Source organism: Streptomyces naganishii JCM 4654, from assembly GCF_014650575.1.
GTDB classification, from domain to species: Bacteria; Actinomycetota; Actinomycetes; order Streptomycetales; family Streptomycetaceae; genus Streptomyces; species Streptomyces naganishii.
In genome coordinates this window covers 227631-243548 of record NZ_BMVF01000010.1, presented here as the reverse complement: position 1 = coordinate 243548, position 15918 = coordinate 227631, and the positions used below count along the sequence as shown (strand labels likewise).

At 72.4% G+C, this 15918-nt stretch carries 12 protein-coding genes and 1 pseudogene; 8 read left to right on the top strand and 5 right to left on the bottom strand.

The window, feature by feature from the left end; genetic code table 11:
• Positions 1-199: 199 nt before the first annotated feature.
• A pseudogene (locus tag IE217_RS20375) lies at positions 200-888 on the top strand (hypothetical protein).
• A gap of 61 nt (positions 889-949) precedes the next feature.
• Here the strand turns inward: IE217_RS20375 and IE217_RS20370 are convergent.
• Positions 950-2191 (bottom strand): MFS transporter, encoded by a 1242-nt coding sequence (locus IE217_RS20370; RefSeq protein WP_190179331.1) that lies wholly within the window; start codon positions 2189-2191, stop codon positions 950-952.
• Positions 2192-2307: 116 nt separating this feature from the next.
• Here IE217_RS20370 and IE217_RS20365 point away from each other — a divergent pair, with 116 nt between their 5' ends.
• On the top strand, positions 2308-3309 hold the full coding sequence (locus IE217_RS20365; protein WP_190179330.1) for a winged helix-turn-helix domain-containing protein: 1002 nt from the start codon (positions 2308-2310) through the stop codon (positions 3307-3309).
• Positions 3310-3319: 10 nt separating this feature from the next.
• Positions 3320-3880 carry a glutathione peroxidase gene (locus IE217_RS20360; protein ID WP_190179329.1) on the top strand — a complete coding sequence of 187 codons (561 nt, stop codon included), beginning with the start codon at positions 3320-3322 and terminating at the stop codon, positions 3878-3880.
• A 15-nt stretch (positions 3881-3895) separates the two neighbouring features.
• Here IE217_RS20360 and IE217_RS20355 read toward each other — a convergent pair whose 3' ends face one another.
• Together IE217_RS20355 and IE217_RS20350 are read right to left on the bottom strand one after the other, a co-directional pair.
• Positions 3896-5932: a DUF8823 domain-containing protein gene (locus IE217_RS20355; RefSeq protein ID WP_190179328.1), complete on the bottom strand. Its 2037-nt coding sequence runs from the start codon at positions 5930-5932 to the stop codon at positions 3896-3898.
• A 166-nt stretch (positions 5933-6098) separates the two neighbouring features.
• Positions 6099-8594: a D-alanyl-D-alanine carboxypeptidase gene (locus IE217_RS20350; RefSeq protein WP_190179327.1), complete on the bottom strand. Its 2496-nt coding sequence runs from the start codon at positions 8592-8594 to the stop codon at positions 6099-6101.
• Between the two features lie 258 nt (positions 8595-8852).
• Between IE217_RS20350 and IE217_RS20345 the strand changes: the two genes are divergently transcribed.
• The 3 genes from IE217_RS20345 to IE217_RS20335 all read left to right on the top strand — a co-directional run bounded on the left by IE217_RS20345 (position 8853) and on the right by IE217_RS20335 (position 11142).
• Positions 8853-9608, top strand: a complete 756-nt coding sequence (locus tag IE217_RS20345; protein WP_190179326.1) for a GOLPH3/VPS74 family protein — start codon at positions 8853-8855, stop codon at positions 9606-9608.
• A gap of 306 nt (positions 9609-9914) precedes the next feature.
• Positions 9915-10781, top strand: coding sequence for a helix-turn-helix domain-containing protein (locus IE217_RS20340; protein WP_190179325.1), 867 nt, complete (start codon positions 9915-9917; stop codon positions 10779-10781).
• Positions 10782-10950: 169 nt separating this feature from the next.
• On the top strand, positions 10951-11142 hold the full coding sequence (locus tag IE217_RS20335) for a DUF397 domain-containing protein (RefSeq protein ID WP_190179324.1): 192 nt from the start codon (positions 10951-10953) through the stop codon (positions 11140-11142).
• 91 nt (positions 11143-11233) lie between these two features.
• Here the strand turns inward: IE217_RS20335 and IE217_RS20330 are convergent, their stop codons facing one another.
• On the bottom strand, positions 11234-12163 hold the full coding sequence (locus tag IE217_RS20330) for a hypothetical protein (protein ID WP_229865429.1): 930 nt from the start codon (positions 12161-12163) through the stop codon (positions 11234-11236).
• 80 nt (positions 12164-12243) lie between these two features.
• On the opposite strand from IE217_RS20330, the gene IE217_RS20325 reads away from it, so the two are divergent.
• Together IE217_RS20325 and IE217_RS20320 are read left to right on the top strand one after the other, a co-directional pair.
• A complete protein-coding gene (locus IE217_RS20325; protein WP_190179323.1) occupies positions 12244-13032 on the top strand; it encodes an SDR family oxidoreductase in 789 nt (262 codons plus the stop codon).
• Positions 13033-13160: 128 nt separating this feature from the next.
• Entirely contained in the window at positions 13161-14744 is a 1584-nt protein-coding gene (locus IE217_RS20320; protein WP_190179322.1) for a sodium:solute symporter family protein, read from the top strand.
• A gap of 27 nt (positions 14745-14771) precedes the next feature.
• Here the strand turns inward: IE217_RS20320 and IE217_RS20315 are convergent, their stop codons facing one another.
• A complete protein-coding gene (locus IE217_RS20315) occupies positions 14772-15890 on the bottom strand; it encodes an ADP-ribosylglycohydrolase family protein (RefSeq protein WP_190179321.1) in 1119 nt (372 codons plus the stop codon).
• Between the last annotated feature and the right edge of the window lie 28 nt (positions 15891-15918).

The window sequence follows — 15918 nt, the reverse complement described above, 5'->3', positions numbered from 1 at the left end:
GGCGCCGAGGGCGTGAGCACCACGGGAACGTCTCCGGGGTCACCGCGGCCGGCGTGGTCGGCGTACTGCGCGGCTCCGTCAAGGGCTGACCGGCACCGGTGCGATCTCCCGTCCTCGGTGGGCCTGCCCTCGAAGTACGCCGCGTTCGCCCGCGAAATGGCGAAGTGACCGAGTCCCCAGCGGCCATAATCGCCATGTGATCACCGAGGTCGGTGAGGTGCGGCGGCGGCTGCTGCGTGACGTGTTCGCGGCCGGGGAGCCGTACGGGCTCGCGCTCGGCGGAGGGCACGCGGTGCAGGCGCACGGCTTGGTCCGCCGCGTCAGCCGGGACGTCGAATTCGTCACCGAGAGTCCGGCCGCGACGGGTGACATCGCGGCCGCGGTCCGCTCCGGGCTCGAAGAACGCGGCTGGCGTGTACGGGTACGGAGGCACTCGCCGCCCGCCTGGTGGTCGGCGACCCCGCGAGCGACGAGGAGTGTGCCGTGCAGATCCTCAAGGAGGTGCTGTGGCGGCCGGCCGAGTCCAGCGAGCTCGGGCCCGTGCTGTCCCTCGAGGACCTGGTCGGCACCCGGGTACGGGCCCTCGCGGGCCAGGGTCTCGCCCCCGACCTCGTCGACGTCCACGCGGCCTCCGCCCGCTGGAGCCACCCAGAGCTGGAGGAGCTCGGCCGCCGCCACTCCGGCGACACCTTCGACCTCACCGACCTCCAGACCCGCCTCCTCGGCGCCGAGTGGCTCGACGACCGCGAGTTCACGGCCTACGGCCTCGACGACCACGCCACCGCCGAACTCCGCCGCTGGGCCCAGCAGTGGGCCGACGACATCGGCGAACGCCTCCTGGAAGCGGACACCTCCCCCGAGCTCCCGGAAGCCCGGGAGGACGAGTGAGGGTCCTGTGCCCGGGCCCCGGCATCAGTACGTGAGCTCGCGTCGCAGATAGGTGGAGGCGTCACACGGCGGTGTCCGGCTCCAGGTCGCTGCCGTGGTCTCCTCGGGCGCGCTGCGCCGGCTCGGTCGTCCTGGACGGGGTACGACGGCCCGCTGCGGCGAGGGTGAGGGTCACCGCGGTCGAGATGGTGGCCATGGTTGTCATGGACCAAGCCGGGGTGGTGAGTTGGGCGATGGTGCCTGCCAGGGCGGCTGCTGCGCCCTGCATGGTCAGCATGCCGGCCGAGTGGAGGCCCAGGGCGTGGCCGCTGAGGTCGGGTGGGGTCAGGGTCATCAGGCGTTCCTGCTGGACCAGGCTCGCGCCGAAGCCGGCCGAGGCGGCCGTGACCAGGCAGGCGGCCAGCCACACCGGGGGGTGGAGCGCGAAGAGCAGGTACGGGGCTGCCAGCAGGAGCAGGAGGGGGGTGGCCATGTGCCTGCGTACGGCCGGTGGCAGCAGGCGGCCCACCGTCACGTCGCCCGCCAGCATGCCGAGGGCGCCGCAGGCGAAGAGGGTGCCGGCCGCGGCGGGGGCGTAGGAGACGTAGAGCGATTCGCAGCCGACCACCAGGCCGTTGGGGAGCCACAGGCCGAGGTAGGTCAGGCGGCGGGGGCGGTCGGAGAAGAGGAGGGCGTTGGTGCGCCAGGTCGTGGAGACCGAGGGGCGGCCGGTGGCGCGGGGCGGCCGGGGGGTGAGGCCGAGGCGGGCGGCCGCCGCCGCGGTGGCGTAGAGGGCGGCGGCCAGCAGCAGGCAGGTGTGCGGTGAGAGCGCGGCCAGCAGCAGTCCGCCCGCCGCGAAGCCGGTGATCTGCATGAGGCCGCTCATCATGTTGAACACCGAGCGCCCCAGCAGATAGCCGTCGCCGCCCCCGTGGGACAGGATCTCGTTCAGCAGGCCCCAGCGGACGCCGCCGCCCAGCGACGCCACCAGGCCCTGGGCCAGGACGACGGCGAACAGGGCCCACACCGGCAGGGCGGGGAGGGCGAGCAGCGCCGTGCCGGCGGCGAAGGCGAGGGAGACGCAGGCCAGCGTCCGGCGCGGGGGCAGCCGGTCCGCACCGGAGAGGAAGAAGGTCGCGCCCAGCACCTGGGCGAGCGAGGGGCCGAACATGCTCACCGCCGACAGCAGCGGCGAACCGGTCGACCGGAACACCAGGGTGCCCAGCGCGAGACCGCTCACCGTCTGCGCCACGGTCTGCGCGGCGGCGGCGAGGAAGAGCGGGGTGAACTCCGGGGTGCGGAAGAGGTCTTGGTAGCTGCGCATGCGCCGGAGTGTGCGGGGGGGCGCGGCGGCCGCCGTTATTGTTTCGCGTACGTGCGAAACATCAGCCGGCGCCGGGGGCGTCGGGGGTGTCGGACTCGCGAGAGGGGGCCCGGTCCGTGGGCTGGTGGCAGGTGAACGCCGACACGCTCGCCGGGAGCCGGTTCCTGCTCTCGCCGCTCGCGGAGGCCTTCGCGAGCCTCCAGCTGCTGCACCGGGGCGCGGCCGGACGCCTGGGCGCGCACCCCGGCGAGCAAGCTTGGCTGCGCACGCACCTGCCCGCCTACCGCGCGCTGCTGGCCGACGATCCCGTGACCGCGCTCCTCGTACGGGCCGGGCTCGGCCGGGACTGGATCGCCGACTTCCTCACGCCGACGCCCCTGGACGGGGAGAGCTTCGAGGAGGGCGTCGCACGGGTGCGCGCCACCGCGCCCGGGGAGGCCCGCGCCCATCTTCGCGTGTCCCTCGGCGGCCGTGCGCTGCCGGCCGCGCTGGAGGGCGACGACGTGCCCGAACGCGCGGCGCGGCTCCTGGAGTACGTGTGGGGCGATGCCGTACGGCCGTACTGGGACCGCCGGCGGCGCGTGCTGGAGGCGGACGTGGTGGCGCGGACCGCGCAGGTGAGCCGGGGCGGCTGGGCGGCGGTGCTGGACGCGCTGCGACCGGGGACGCGCTGGCTCGGCGAGAACCGGCTCCAGGTCAATCTGCACGAGTATCCGCCGCGCGAGATCTCCGGTGCGGAGCTCCTCTTCGTGCCGGTGACCCCGCGGTCGGGCTGGGTCTCGTGGGACGAGCCGGCCCGCCGCTACGCCGTCGTCTACCCGTGCGCGGGCGCCCTCGCCGGCACGGGCGAGCGGGCCGCCGTGCCCGCCGGGCTCGGCGCGCTGCTCGGCGGGGCCCGCGCCCAGGTGCTGGTCCTGCTCGACTCGCCGCTCAGCACCACCCAGCTGACCGCCGTGACCGGGCAGGGGCTGGGCTCGGTGGGCCGCCATCTGAAGGTGCTGCTGGACTGCGGGCTGGTGGAGCGGCGGCGGGCCGGGCGCTCGGTGCTGTACTCCCGCACGGGCGCGGGGCAGGTCCTCGTCGAGGCGGCCGCCGGTTCCGTCACCGCACGCGACTAGCATCCGGGGCATGACGACTGCAGACAGCAACAGCGACGCCACCGCGCCCGGCACGCCCGGCGGCGCCTCCGCCGGCACGCCCGCCGACTCGCCCCTCGGTGTGGAGATCGGCGCCCTCCAGGGCGGCTCCGCGGACCTCGGGCAGTACGCCGGGCGGGCCGTCCTCATCGTGAACGTGGCCTCCCGGTGTGGGCTGACCCCGCAGTACGCCGGTCTCGAGCGGCTGCACGAGCGGTACGCCGACCGGGGTTTCACCGTGCTCGGGGTGCCCTGCAACCAGTTCATGGGCCAGGAGCCGGGCACCGCCGAGGAGATCGCCGAGTTCTGCTCGGCGACGTACGGCGTCACCTTCCCGATGACGGAGAAGGTCGACGTCAACGGTGCCGGCCGCCACCCGCTCTACGACCGCCTGACCGGCTTCGCCGACGCCGAGGGCCACGCGGGCGACATCCGCTGGAACTTCGAGAAGTTCCTCCTCGGCCGCGACGGCAAGGTCGCCGCCCGCTTCTCCCCGCAGACCGAGCCGGAGTCCCCGGAGATCACCAAGGCCGTCGAGGACCTGCTCGCCTGAGCCGGACCGGCCGTCTCACTTCAGCTCGTCCGGGCACGGGGTGCCGCGGGGGAGCTGGTACGGGGCTGCCAGGCGGTAGGTGCCGGCGTGGGGCGCCAGGAGCATGGTCCACTTGTCGCCCTTGGCGTCCTGCTGGGTCTCCATCAGGCAGCCGTGGACGTTGTCGTACGTCTTCGGGGTGCCCTCGGGGCGGTGCTTGGACGCCTCGGTCTCCTGGGGGGCCTTGAGGCTCTTGCCCTTCTCGTCGACGAGGCTGAGCCAGGGCGAGTACGGGATGCGGATGAGGATCCGGCCCGCCTTGCGCACCTCGATGGTCAGCTCGCCCTGCTCGGCGCGGTCCACCACCGCGCCGGGCTCGGCGAGCGGCGCGGGGTCGGTGACCTTGAACAGCTGCCAGTTGGCGTCGCCCCAGATCTGCCGCAGATAGGGCATGCCCCGCTGCACCAGCGCGCGTTCGCGTTCGCCGCCGTCGCCGTCCGGGTCGTCCTTGGGCAGCACCACGTAGTGGACGGCCCAGCGCTGGAGCCACTCGTGGTAGTTCGCGGAGTTGAGCGTGTCGTCGTAGAAGAGCGGGTTGCGCTCCATGTCGGCCTGGCGGTTCCAGCCGCGGGCCAGGTTGACGTACGGGGCGAGGGCGGACGCCTCGCGGTGGGAGCGGGCCGGGACCACCTCGACGCGGCCCTTCTCCGCGCCGGCCTGCTGCAACTCGTTGACGAGCGGGGCCAGCTCGCGCGCCCAGGACGCGGCGGGGGTGGTGTGCACGATGTCGTCGACCGACTTGATGCCGATCCACACCACGAAGCTGACCAGGGCCAGCACGGTCACGTACCACTTGCGCGTGCGCGGCACCGCGAAGGGCAGCACCGCCACCAGCATCACCCCGGCGAACAGCATCGCGAGCCGGGTGATGTTGGAGCCGATCTGGGAGCTGATCAGCCACACCAGGACCACCGAGAGGCCGTAGACCCAGGCGGTGATCCGGACCGTCTTCCACTCCTTGGGTGCGAGGACGGCGGCGAGGACCGAGTACAGCAGCGGCAGGATCACCGAGGCGAAGGTCATCGGCTGGGTGCCCGAGAACGGGAACAGCCAGGCCGACACGGCCACGACCGCGGTCGGGCCCAGGCCCAGCGCCCAGGCGCCCGGCCGCCGCTTCTGGAGGAACAGCGCGACCGCGATCAGGCCCACGAAGAGCCCGGCGACCGGCGAGGACATGGTGGCCAGCGCCGCCAGCGAGCCCGCGACCAGGGCCTTCGCCCAGCGTTTGAAGCGCCAGCGGTGGGGCCAGCAGAAGACGGCGGCGGCCGCGCCCAGCGCGAACATGGTGCCGAGCCCGAAGGTCACCCGGCCCGATATGGCGTTGCACAGCAGCCCGAAGACACCGGCCAGCGAGGCCCACAGGGGGTTGCGCACCCCGCGGCTGCGGATGAGGACCATCGTCAGCAGGCCGGCCGAGACCGTGCCCGCGATCATCATCGTGGTGCGCACGCCGAGCACCGACATCAGGTACGGCGACACCACGCTGTACGACACCGGGTGCATGCCGCCGTACCAGGCGAGGTTGTACGCCGAGTCGGGGTGCCGGCCGACGAACTCGGCCCAGGCGTCCTGTGCCGCGAGGTCGCCGCCGCTGTTGGCGAACGTGAAGAACCAGGCGATGTGCAGCAGGCCCGCGAGGGCGGTGATGGACAGAGCGGGGTGCCGCAGCATCCGCTCCCGCACGGCCATGACGAAGTCCCGGGCGGCACTGCTGCCCTTTTCGGGGTGACGGTCGGGGCCATCGGGCTGGCGGTCGGCTCCGTCAGGGTGACGGCCGGCGCCATCGGGCTGATGGTCGGCTCCGTCAGGGTGGTGGTCTGCCCCCTCGGGGTGGTGGTCGGCGCCCTCGGGGTGGTGGTCGGCGCCCTCCGGGTGAGGGTCGGCTCCGTCAGGGTGGTGGTCGGCGCGCTCCGGGTGACGGTCCGTGTCAGTGGCGGTGGACACGGGTATTCGCGGGCCGGCTCCCGGGCCCGGATCGGCGTCGTCGGCGCGTGTCGGCTCCGCTGTGGCCACCTGAAGGCACTCCCCGTGTCCCGTCCTCTGTTCGCGGCCGCGTCCCGCGACCGGCGACGTGCCCCGATTCGTGACGCTAGCACGCGCCCCGCCGCGGAGCTCCCGGGTGGGGCTCCCCGACGGGGGCGTGGGGCCGGCCCGCGTGCCGCACGCGGGCCGGGTGTCGTCAGGCGATGCGGGTGAGCTTGTCCGTGAAGCCCGGCTCGGTCAGGTCCTTCTGGAGGGCGACCGGGACCTGGACCGCGCCGGCCGCGCCGTCACCGACGGTGAGCGTGCCCACCTTGGTGCCGGCCTTGGCGGTGTGCGGCAGCCGGTCGGCGGCGAAGGACAGCTTCACCTCCAGCCCGGCCCAGCCGACCGCGGGCACGTCCTTGGTCACGACGACGGGCGTGTGGCCGCCGAGCTGGTCGTCCACGTACCCGACGACGTCACCCTTCTTGAGGATCTTCGCCGAGGTGAGCGCGTTCTCGGCCGCGAGCAGCGCGGTCTTGCTGACCGCGTTGACCGTCTCGATGATCGCCGGCTTGTGCTGGCCGAGGATCGCGCCGACGACGGTGACCGTCTGGCCGCCGACCTTCTTGCGCGCGGCGAACAGCAGGTTGCCGCCGGCCGCGGTGGTGGTGCCGGTCTTGATGCCGATCGCGCCGATGAGATACGGGAGCTGGTTGTAGTTGCCCCAGGTGTGGCCGTACGGGTCCTTCCAGCTGGCCGCGCTGGTGATCGCCACCAGGGCGGGGATCTTCACGACCGCGTTGCCGAGCTTCACCTGGTCCTGGGCGGTGGAGACGGTGGTCTCCTTCAGGCCCGAGGGGTCGGTGTACGTCGTGCCGGTCATGCCGAGTTCCCTGGCGGTGTCGTTCATCTTCCTGACGAACGCCGCCTCGGAGCCCGCGTCCCAACGCGCCAGCAGACGGGCGATGTTGTTGGCGGAGGGCACCATGATCGCGGACAGGGCCTGCTTCTCGGTGAGGAAGTCGCCGGCCTTGACGGTGTCGAGCGTGGACTCCCCGGCCTTGTTGTAGCCGCCCTCCTTCTCCGCCGTCGCGTCGACCTTGATCTTCGGGCCGTCCTCGCCCGGCTTCAGCGGGTGGTCCTTCAGCACGATGTACGCGGTCATGGTCTTGGCGACCGAGCCGATGGCGACCGGCGTCTGCTTGCCGAAGTGGTCCATCGTGCCGATGCCGACGCCGTCCATCCAGCCCTGGCCCTCGCTCGGCCAGGGCAGGTTCACCTTGCTGCCGTCGAACGTGTAGCTGTCCTTGGCGGTGAGCGCGAGAGACGGCGCGGGCAGCGGGCGCACGGCCTGTACGATCGCAAAGACGATCACCAGCAGCAGGACCAGCGGAGTCCAGATCTTGACCCGGCGCACGGCGGTGCGCAGCGGGGTCTCCGGGGGCGGCGGGGTGTTCGTCAGCTCGGCCAGCAGGTCCAGCGGCGGCTTGGGCGGCAGCGGCTGCTGGGTGGTCCGCTCGGGACCGACCTGCGGCACGGCGGCGGTCGCGTCGGCGGGGGCGGGACGGGGCTTGGCGGCGGGTGCGGTTCCCGGCTTGTCCGGGGCGGGAGCGGGAGCGGGGGCGGATGCGGTCTTCGGCTGCGGCTTACGGGTGTCGGGGGCGTCCAGCGGCTTGAGCGCGATGAACCTGCTGGTCCGCTCGGCGTCGGTCTCGGCCTTGCCGCCCTTCTCGGCCTTGTCGCTCTGCTCGCCCTTCGCGCTCTTCGGGTCGCCGCCGATCTTGAGCATGGTGGTGGGCTGGTCGACCGGCGGCTTGGGCTTGGCGGTGCCGCCCAGCTTCAGCATGGTGGTGGGCTGGTCGACGGCCGGCTTGGGCTTCTCGCCGGGCTCGGCGGACTCGGCGTCCTCGGGGGCCTCGGCGCCGTCGGATGCCTCGGAGTTGCCGGAGTCCCCGGGGGCGTCGCCCTTCGGCTCGGCGGCCTTGGGGGTGTCCTCGGGCTCGTCCTCGGAGGCCTGGGGGGTGTCCTCGGGCTCGGCGGACTCGGGAGCGTCCTTCCCGGCGGCGTCCTCGGCGGGCTCGGCGTCCGCGGAGGGCTCGGACGGCTCGTCCGACTCGGCGGGCTCGGTGTTCTCCGGGTTCTCCGTCCCCGTGGAGGCGTCCTCGGGGGAGGTGTCATCGGAAGGGGCGTCCTCGGAGGCGCCCTCCTTCGTCTCCCCGTCGCCGGAGCGCGCCCAGGCGGCCACCGCCGCGCGCAGGCGCGCGTCACCTACCCGGTCGGCCTCGCCGTCCGAGCCGTTCTTTTCGTCCCCGTCGTCGCCGCTCTCCTCGGCCTCGCCGCTCTCCTCGGCCTTCCCGGCCTCGCCGCCCTCCTCGGCCTTCCCGGCCTTCCCGGCGTCCGCCGGCTCCCCCGTGCGCGGCGCCTCCGGCGCGTCCCCGGACTCGCCGGCCGCATCCGCGTCCTCGTCGGCCACCAGGTCCCGTACGGAGAGCACGCGCGTGGCCGTGTCGACGCCACCGGACTCCCGGGCCTCGCGGCCCTCCCGCGACTCCCGCGCCTCGCCCGACAGTGCGAGGCGCGGGTCGCGGACCTCACGCGACTCACCCCTGGCCTCGGGAACCGGACCCGCGCTCCCCGACGTCGGTTCTGCCGACGACTCGCGCTGCTTCGACCTGTCGGGGGACTCGCCCGCCACCGATGCCTCCTCCATGCGCCGCACGCCTCGCGCGGCCAACGAACCGTGATCCGCCAACTGAACCGCCACCCGGACGAAGCAGCCGTGCCACCGGGCCTCACCACCCGGTCGTACCGCTGTCCGAACCATGTACCAGTGTCCTGTGCGCGGACCCAACCCAAGCGGTAGACGAGAACGACATACCTACCGGTTCCCTCACGAAGCGGTCACGCACCCTCGACAGACCAATGTGAGAGGGGTCACCCTGTCATTCATCCACGCGGGGAGGCATGGATGGGCAGGAGCCGCAGAACACTTCCGGAGGAGCTTCTGCTGCTGGCACTGGACCCGGCCACGGGTACCACTGCGCAGCCGCAGTCGCTCGACCTCGGTCTGGCCGGAGCACAGCTAGTGGAGCTGGCGCTGGCCGGACGGATAGCCCCAGACGGGGATCGTATCGCCGTGGTGGTGCCACGGCCGACAGGAGATCCAACTCTGGACTGCGCGTTGGAGTTGCTGCGAAGGCGCGGCGCTCCGGTACGGGCCGTCCACTGGATCGGCGGGCCCCGTCTCGGGCTGCGCCAGACGTACCTCTCGCATCTGGAGCGGTGCGGCATGGTCGCCGCCGTGCCCGGCCAGATGTGCGGGGTGCTGCCGACGACGCGCTACCAGGCGACGGACACCGCCATCAGCCGGGAGATCAGGGCCCGGCTGGACTCCGCGATCCGCACCGGCGTGCCGCCGGACCCGCGGACGGCGGCGCTGGCCGCGCTGGCGCACGCGGTGGGTCTCGGCAAGCACCTGTATCCGGGCAACGAGGGCCGCTCGTCCCGTTCCCGGCTGCGGGACCTCATCAGGCACGACCCGATGGGCGGTCTGGTGGCGCACGCCGTGATGGACGTCCAGAACGGCGCGGCGGCCCAGCCCCGCCGCAGCCCGGCACCGGCCGGCCGCCAGGCGGCGACGGGCGTCAGGGCCCCGGCGGAACCGGCCCGGGGCGTCCCGATGCAGCCCCACCGCGGCTCCATGGCCCGCCTGGCGGCCCACTGAGTCCCATGGCTCGTTCGCCTGCGGGCGTTTCGTGCCGGTGCCGGGACTCCGATCGTGCTCGGCGCTTCGCGCCTCCACGCGTTCGCCTCGGCACCGGCACGCCCGGCGGCTCCCTCGCGGCCGGCCGGCTTTCTCGCGGCCGGCGCGCGGGACAGGGCGGCCCCGGTGGATCCGCGCCCTGGGCTCCGGTATGCGCGGGAACCTCACGCATATACCTGGTTTTCCAGCGGTAGTAAGCACCTTGGTGGCAATCTGCTCAGCAGCAGATACGCAAAGTAGAGGCTTGCAGCCGGAGGTGCGCGTCCCGTGGCGTCCAACGTCAATCCCACTGTCAGGCGGCGCCGGTTGGGCCAGGAGCTGCGCAGGCTCCGCGAGCTCAAGGGCATGACGGCCGAGGAAGTGGCCGAGCGGCTGCTGGTTTCGCAGTCGAAGATCAGCCGGCTGGAGAACGGCAGGCGCAGCATCAGCCAGCGCGACGTGCGCGACCTGTGCGGGGTCTACGAGGTGGAGGACCACCGGATCGTGGACTCGCTGATGCAGATGGCCAAGGACTCGCGCCAGCAGGGCTGGTGGCACTCCTTCGGCGACATCCCGTACAGCGTCTACATCGGCCTGGAGACCGACGCGGCGAGCCTGAGGGTCTACGATCCGCAGGTCGTCCCGGGCCTGCTCCAGACCCGGCAGTACGCGGAGGCGCTGATCGCCGGCGCGCTGCCGGAGACGGCGCCCGCGGACATCGACAAGCGCGTCCAGGTCCGCATGCGGCGGCAGGAACGAATCTCCGCCGCCGAGAACCCGCTGCGCCTGTGGACGGTGCTGGACGAGGCCGCGCTGCGCCGGGTGGTCGGCAACAAGGCGCTGATGCGGGAGCAGTTGGAGCACCTGGTGGAGCAGTCGCAGCTGCCGCACGTGACCGTGCAGGTCATCCCCTTCGAGATGGGCTCGCACCCGGGTCTCAACGGCCAGTACGCGATCTTGGAGTTCCCGGACGCGGCCGACTCCAGCGTCGTCTACATCGAGGGCGTCACCAGTGACCTGTACCTGGAGAAGGCCAACGACGTGCAGAAGTACAGCGTGATGTACGAGCATCTGCGGGCGCAGGCGCTGAACGTGGAGCAGTCGCGGCAGTTCATCGCGGACATCGCGAAGGAGTACGCCGAGTACGCACGTTAAGAGGCGGGCACAGTACACCCTGACCGCCTCTGAGGGGAAGTCCCGTTGGAATATGCCATCCGGTCGAGTGAATAGCCTCTTCGGGCTTCGGGCCTGGCGGGTAGCGTCGATCACGCCATCGAGCAACAGCGTTGGCGCGAACCCACTCCACAGGCAATCCGGAGCAGAAATGGCAATTCGTCAGGGCGCCACGGAGACGTGGACCAAGTCCTCGTACTCCACGGGCAACGGCGCATGCGTCGAGATCAAGTCACCGGTCGTCGCGGCCATGGCGGTCCGGGACTCCAAGGTCCCCGAGGGGCCGGTGCTCGGCTTCCCCACCGACGCGTGGAACATCTTCGTGGCATCGGTCAAGGCGTAACGGGGAGGGTCCTCCCTGATCCTCCACCGTCACCTGTCGACACGCGTGAGCACGACCAGCAGGACAAGCACGACCAGCAGGACAAGCACGATCAAGAGCCCTCTCGACCAGCCCGCCGTCCTTGCCGAGAGGGCTCCGCTTGTGCCTCCGCGTGTCCCACCTCCCGTTCTCCCCGGTGGACGGTCCGCAGGCGGTCCACATAGGTGTCCGTGCCGGGAACGGTCGGCACGAACGGCGCGACCAGTTCCACCCTCCCCAGGCCGGCCACCGTCACCGCCTCGTCCAGGCCGCTGAACCACTCCCGCCAGCACGGGCGCGGGTCGCTCTGCAGGAACCACAGCAGGGTGAGGCGGGTTCCGACGCCCTCGACCTGTTTGACGTACGTCATCCGGTCGCCGGGCAGCGGTGTGGGCCGGAAGACGGTCACCATCGCGGCGGGTGAGCCCGCGAGCCGGCCCGGCAGGTGCCGGGCGCGCAGCCACCGCACCAGTTCGTCCCGCGCCTCGGGCGACTCGGCGTCGATCACCTCCAGGACCAGCCCGGCGTAGGGGTGGTCCAGCGCGTGGTAGTCGCGCGGTCCGGCGGCCCCGTCGCGGTAGACGGTGGTCACGTGGTCCTGGAACGCGGTGAAGACGTGCGTACGGGCCTGGTGGACCCGGCTGTCGCGGTTGAGGCGCTTGTTGATCGCGACGGTCCAGCGCATGTGGTCGTCGTAGCGGCCCTCGGTGATCCAGTATGTCGAGAGGTAGCAGCCGGCGGTGACGGGCTGGGCGACGGCCGACTTCTCCGGGTAGCGCAGGAGTTGCAGATCGCGGGTGGCGACCCAGCGGCGGCCCGCGTACACCCAGGGCATGGCCATGGCGCCGGCGTAGTAGTGGTCGTCCTCGTACCAGCGGTTGTAGGCGTACTCGTGACCCGGGTGCGGTTCGACCATGGTGATCAGGGCGTGGCCCGGGTGGACGCCGTAGGGGCCGACGGCGGCCAGCTCGGCGTAGACCTCGCTGCGGGTGTCCTCGCTCATGCGCTTCCCCTTCCGTCCTCCTGCGGTCGCCCTTACTCTGACGCCCCGTCAGACCAAGCGCCATACCAGGGGAGGCACCGATGCCGCTGCTCACCGGCAGGACCGTGGTCGTCTCGGGGGTCGGGGCCGGACTCGGCCATCAGGTCGCGGCAGCCGTCGTACGGGACGGCGGGAACGCGGTGCTCGGGGCGCGCACCGAGGCGAACCTCGCCAAGAGCGCGGCCGGGATCGACCCGGACGGCGGGCACACCGCGTACCGGGCGACGGACATCACCGACGAGCGGCAGTGCGAGGCGCTCGCGGGGCTGGCGCGGGAGCGGTTCGGGCGGATCGACGCGGTGGTCCATGTGGCCGCCTGGGACTCCCACTTCGGCGGGCTGGAGGACGCCGACTTCACGACCTGGCAGTCGGTCATCGACGTGAATCTGCTGGGCACGCTGCGGATGACCCGGGCCTGTCTGCCGGCGCTCAAGGCGGGCGGGGGCGGGTCGGTGGTGTTCATCGGGACCCAGTCGGCCCTCGCCGCGCCCTCGCAGGTGAAGCAGGCGGCGTACGCGGCGTCCAAGGGGGCGCTGACCAGCGCGATGTACTCGCTGGCGCGCGAGCTCGGGCCGTACCGGATCAGGGTCAACACCGTGCTGCCGGGCTGGATGTGGGGGCCGCCGGTGCAGGCGTACGTGCGGTTCACCGCGCAGACGGAGGGCGTGCCGGAGGCGGAGGTGCTGGCGCGGCTGACCGAACGGATGGCGCTGCCGGAGCCGGCCACCGACGGGGATGTGGCGGACGCGGCGGTGTTCCTGTCGTCGGACCGGGCGCGCGCCATCACCGGGCAGTCGCTGCTGGTCAACGCGGGCGAGCTGATGCGCTGACCCGACTTCGCGTCAGACAGGGCACGATTCATGTAGATGAACGGAAGTCATTCAGACGAACATCTTTACTCTCACTTGACCTCACGCTTGCTTGTCGTGTTCATGGTGGTGGACTCACGATCGGGTACATGAACGCTCTCGACTGGGCCGTGCTCATCGGCTACTTCGGCGTGATGGTCGCCATCGGCGTCTGGTCGCACAAGCGCGTGGGCGACGTCAGCGACTACTTCACGGCCGGCGGCAGAATGCCCTGGTGGCTGTCCGGCATCTCGCACCACATGTCGGGCTACAGCGCGGTGATGTTCACCGGGTACGCGGGCATCGCCTACACCTACGGCGTCACTTCCTTCGTCACCTGGTCCTTCCCCATCGCGCTCGGCATCGCGATCGGCTCGAAGCTGTTCGCGCCGCGCATCAACCGGCTGCGCTCCCGGCTGCACGTGGCCTCGCCGCTGGAGTACCTGAAGAACCGCTACAACCTCCCCACGCAGCAGGCGCTCGCCTGGTCCGGGATGCTGCTGAAGATCGTGGACGTGGGCGCCAAGTGGGCGGCGATCGCCACCCTGTTGTCGGTGTTCACCGGGGTCTCGCTCGATCAGGGCATCCTCGTCACCGGCGTCATCACGGCGATCTACTGCACGATCGGCGGCCTGTGGGCGGACGCGCTCACCGAACTCGGCCAGTTCGTCATCCAGTTGCTGGCCGGCCTGTCGATGTTCGTGGCGGTGCTGCTGAAACTGGACGACAAGGACATCGGCCTCCTGGGTGCCTTCGACGAGCCGGCCCTGCACGGCCACGGCAAGCCGCTGGTCGGCCCCTACGGCACGGTGTTCCTGCTGGCGTTCCTCTTCATCAAGCTGTTCGAGTACAACGGCGGCATGCTCAACCAGGCCCAGCGCTACATGGCCACGGGCAGCGCCCGCCAGGCCGAGCGCTCGGCCCGGCTGTCGGCGGTGCTGTGGCTGGTCTGGCCGGTCGTGCTGTTCTTCCCCATGTGGATGTCCCCGCTCCTGGTGCACGCGCAGAAGCCGGACGGCTCCGACTCCTACGCCCTGATGACCGAACAGCTCCTCCCGCACGGCCTGCTGGGCCTGGTGATCGTCGGCTTCTTCTCCCACACGATGGCCATGTGCTCCTCCGACGCCAACGCCATCGCGGCCGTCTTCACCCGTGACGTGGCGCCGGTGCTCTCGCGGCGGGCGCGGGCGTGGGGACCGCGTCCGGGACTGGTGGCGGCCCGGGTGACGACCGTCGTCTTCCTCGGCCTGTCCATGGCGGTGGCCACCCAGGTCGACTCCCCCGCCTTCAAGGACATCATCACGGTCGTCATCAAGTGGGTGGCGGGACTGATGGGCCCGATCGCGATCCCGATGATGTTGGGCCTGCTCCGGCCGTTCCGCCGCTCCGGCCCGACCGCCGCGCTGGTGAGCTGGGGGCTTGGCCTGCTGGCCTTCTGGCTGGTCAACTACCCGGTCAGCTGGAGCGTCGACGGCGGGGTCCCGCTCCAGTACCAGGTCTCGGTGCCGCTCGCGGTCTCCCTCGTGCTCTACGTCGTCGTCGGTTACCTCAGGCCCGAGGACACCCCCGAGCGCCTGGCCGTCATCGAGCGGGTCAACACGGACGGGGACGGCCCCGGCGGCTCCCCGGCGGCGGCCGCCGTCCCGGCACCTGCTGGCGCGGGCGACGACGCGGCTCAGGCCCCGCGCGGATAGCGGCGCACACCCCGCGCGGACGGCGGCTCAGGCCCCGCGCGGGTAGCGGGCCAGCCAGCCCGGGCAGGATCCGGCGGGTCCGTGCAGTGCGGGCCCCTGGGTCATCTCCATCGCGAAGTCGTCCGCGAGGACCAGCAGGGTGGGACGGCCCTCCAGCTCGGCCAGCCAGGCCGGCGGGAGGGCCGTCTCGCCGTGCAGCGCGCCGAGCAGCCCGCCGGTCAGGGCGCCCGCGGCGCCGGAGGGGCCGCCCTGGTTCACCGCCAGGCACAGCCCGTGCCGTACGTCCTCGCCGACCAGCGCGCAGTACACGGCCACCGCCAGCAGCCCCTCCGCCGTGCCCGTGCCCGCCAGTTCCTCCACCCGGGACGGGTCGGGCAGACCCTGGCGGACCGCGCCGAGCGCGTGCTGGAGGGCGTCGGACACCGGCTGGTGCCCGGGCCGGACGGCGAGCAGCGCGAGCGCCTTCTGCACGGCGCCGTCGAGGTCGTCGCCCCGCGCCAGCGCGTGCACGATGACCGCGTACGCCCCGGCGGCCAGGCACGCGGTGGGGTGCCCGTGGGTCTGCGCGGCGCACTCCACGGCGAGCTGCACGACGAGCTGCGGCTCCCACCCGACCAGCAGCCCGAACGGGGCGGACCGCACGACCGCCTCCGGCCCCGCCTCGCCCGGGTTCTTGGGCGCCTCCAGCGTGCCCATGGTCTCGTCGCCGAACCCGAGGAGGAGGGCGCGGGTGGGGTGGCGGCGGGCGTACAGCCACTCCTCGCGGGCCAGCCAGCCGTCGTCCTTGCGCCGCTCGTCGGGCCCCCAGTCGCGCTGGGTGGCGGCCCAGCGCAGATACGCCCGGTGCAGATCGGTGGGCGGGTGCCAGGCGCCGGTGTCGCGGCGCACCTGGGCGCGGACCAGGCCGTCCACGGAGAAGAGGGTGAGCTGGGTCAGGTGCGTGACCGCGCCGCGCCGCCCGTAGGCGGGAGCGAGGTCGACGATCCCCTCGGCGCCGTGCGCCTCGCGGATCGCGGCGAGGTCCAGCGCGTCCACCGGCGCCCCGAGGGCGTCGCCCACGGCCACCCCGAGCAGGGTGCCCCGCACCCGGCTCCGGAAGTCCTGCTGCTCGGCACGCCCCCAGACGGCACCGGACGTCGTACCCACCAAGACCTCCCTCACGGCAACCGTCCGT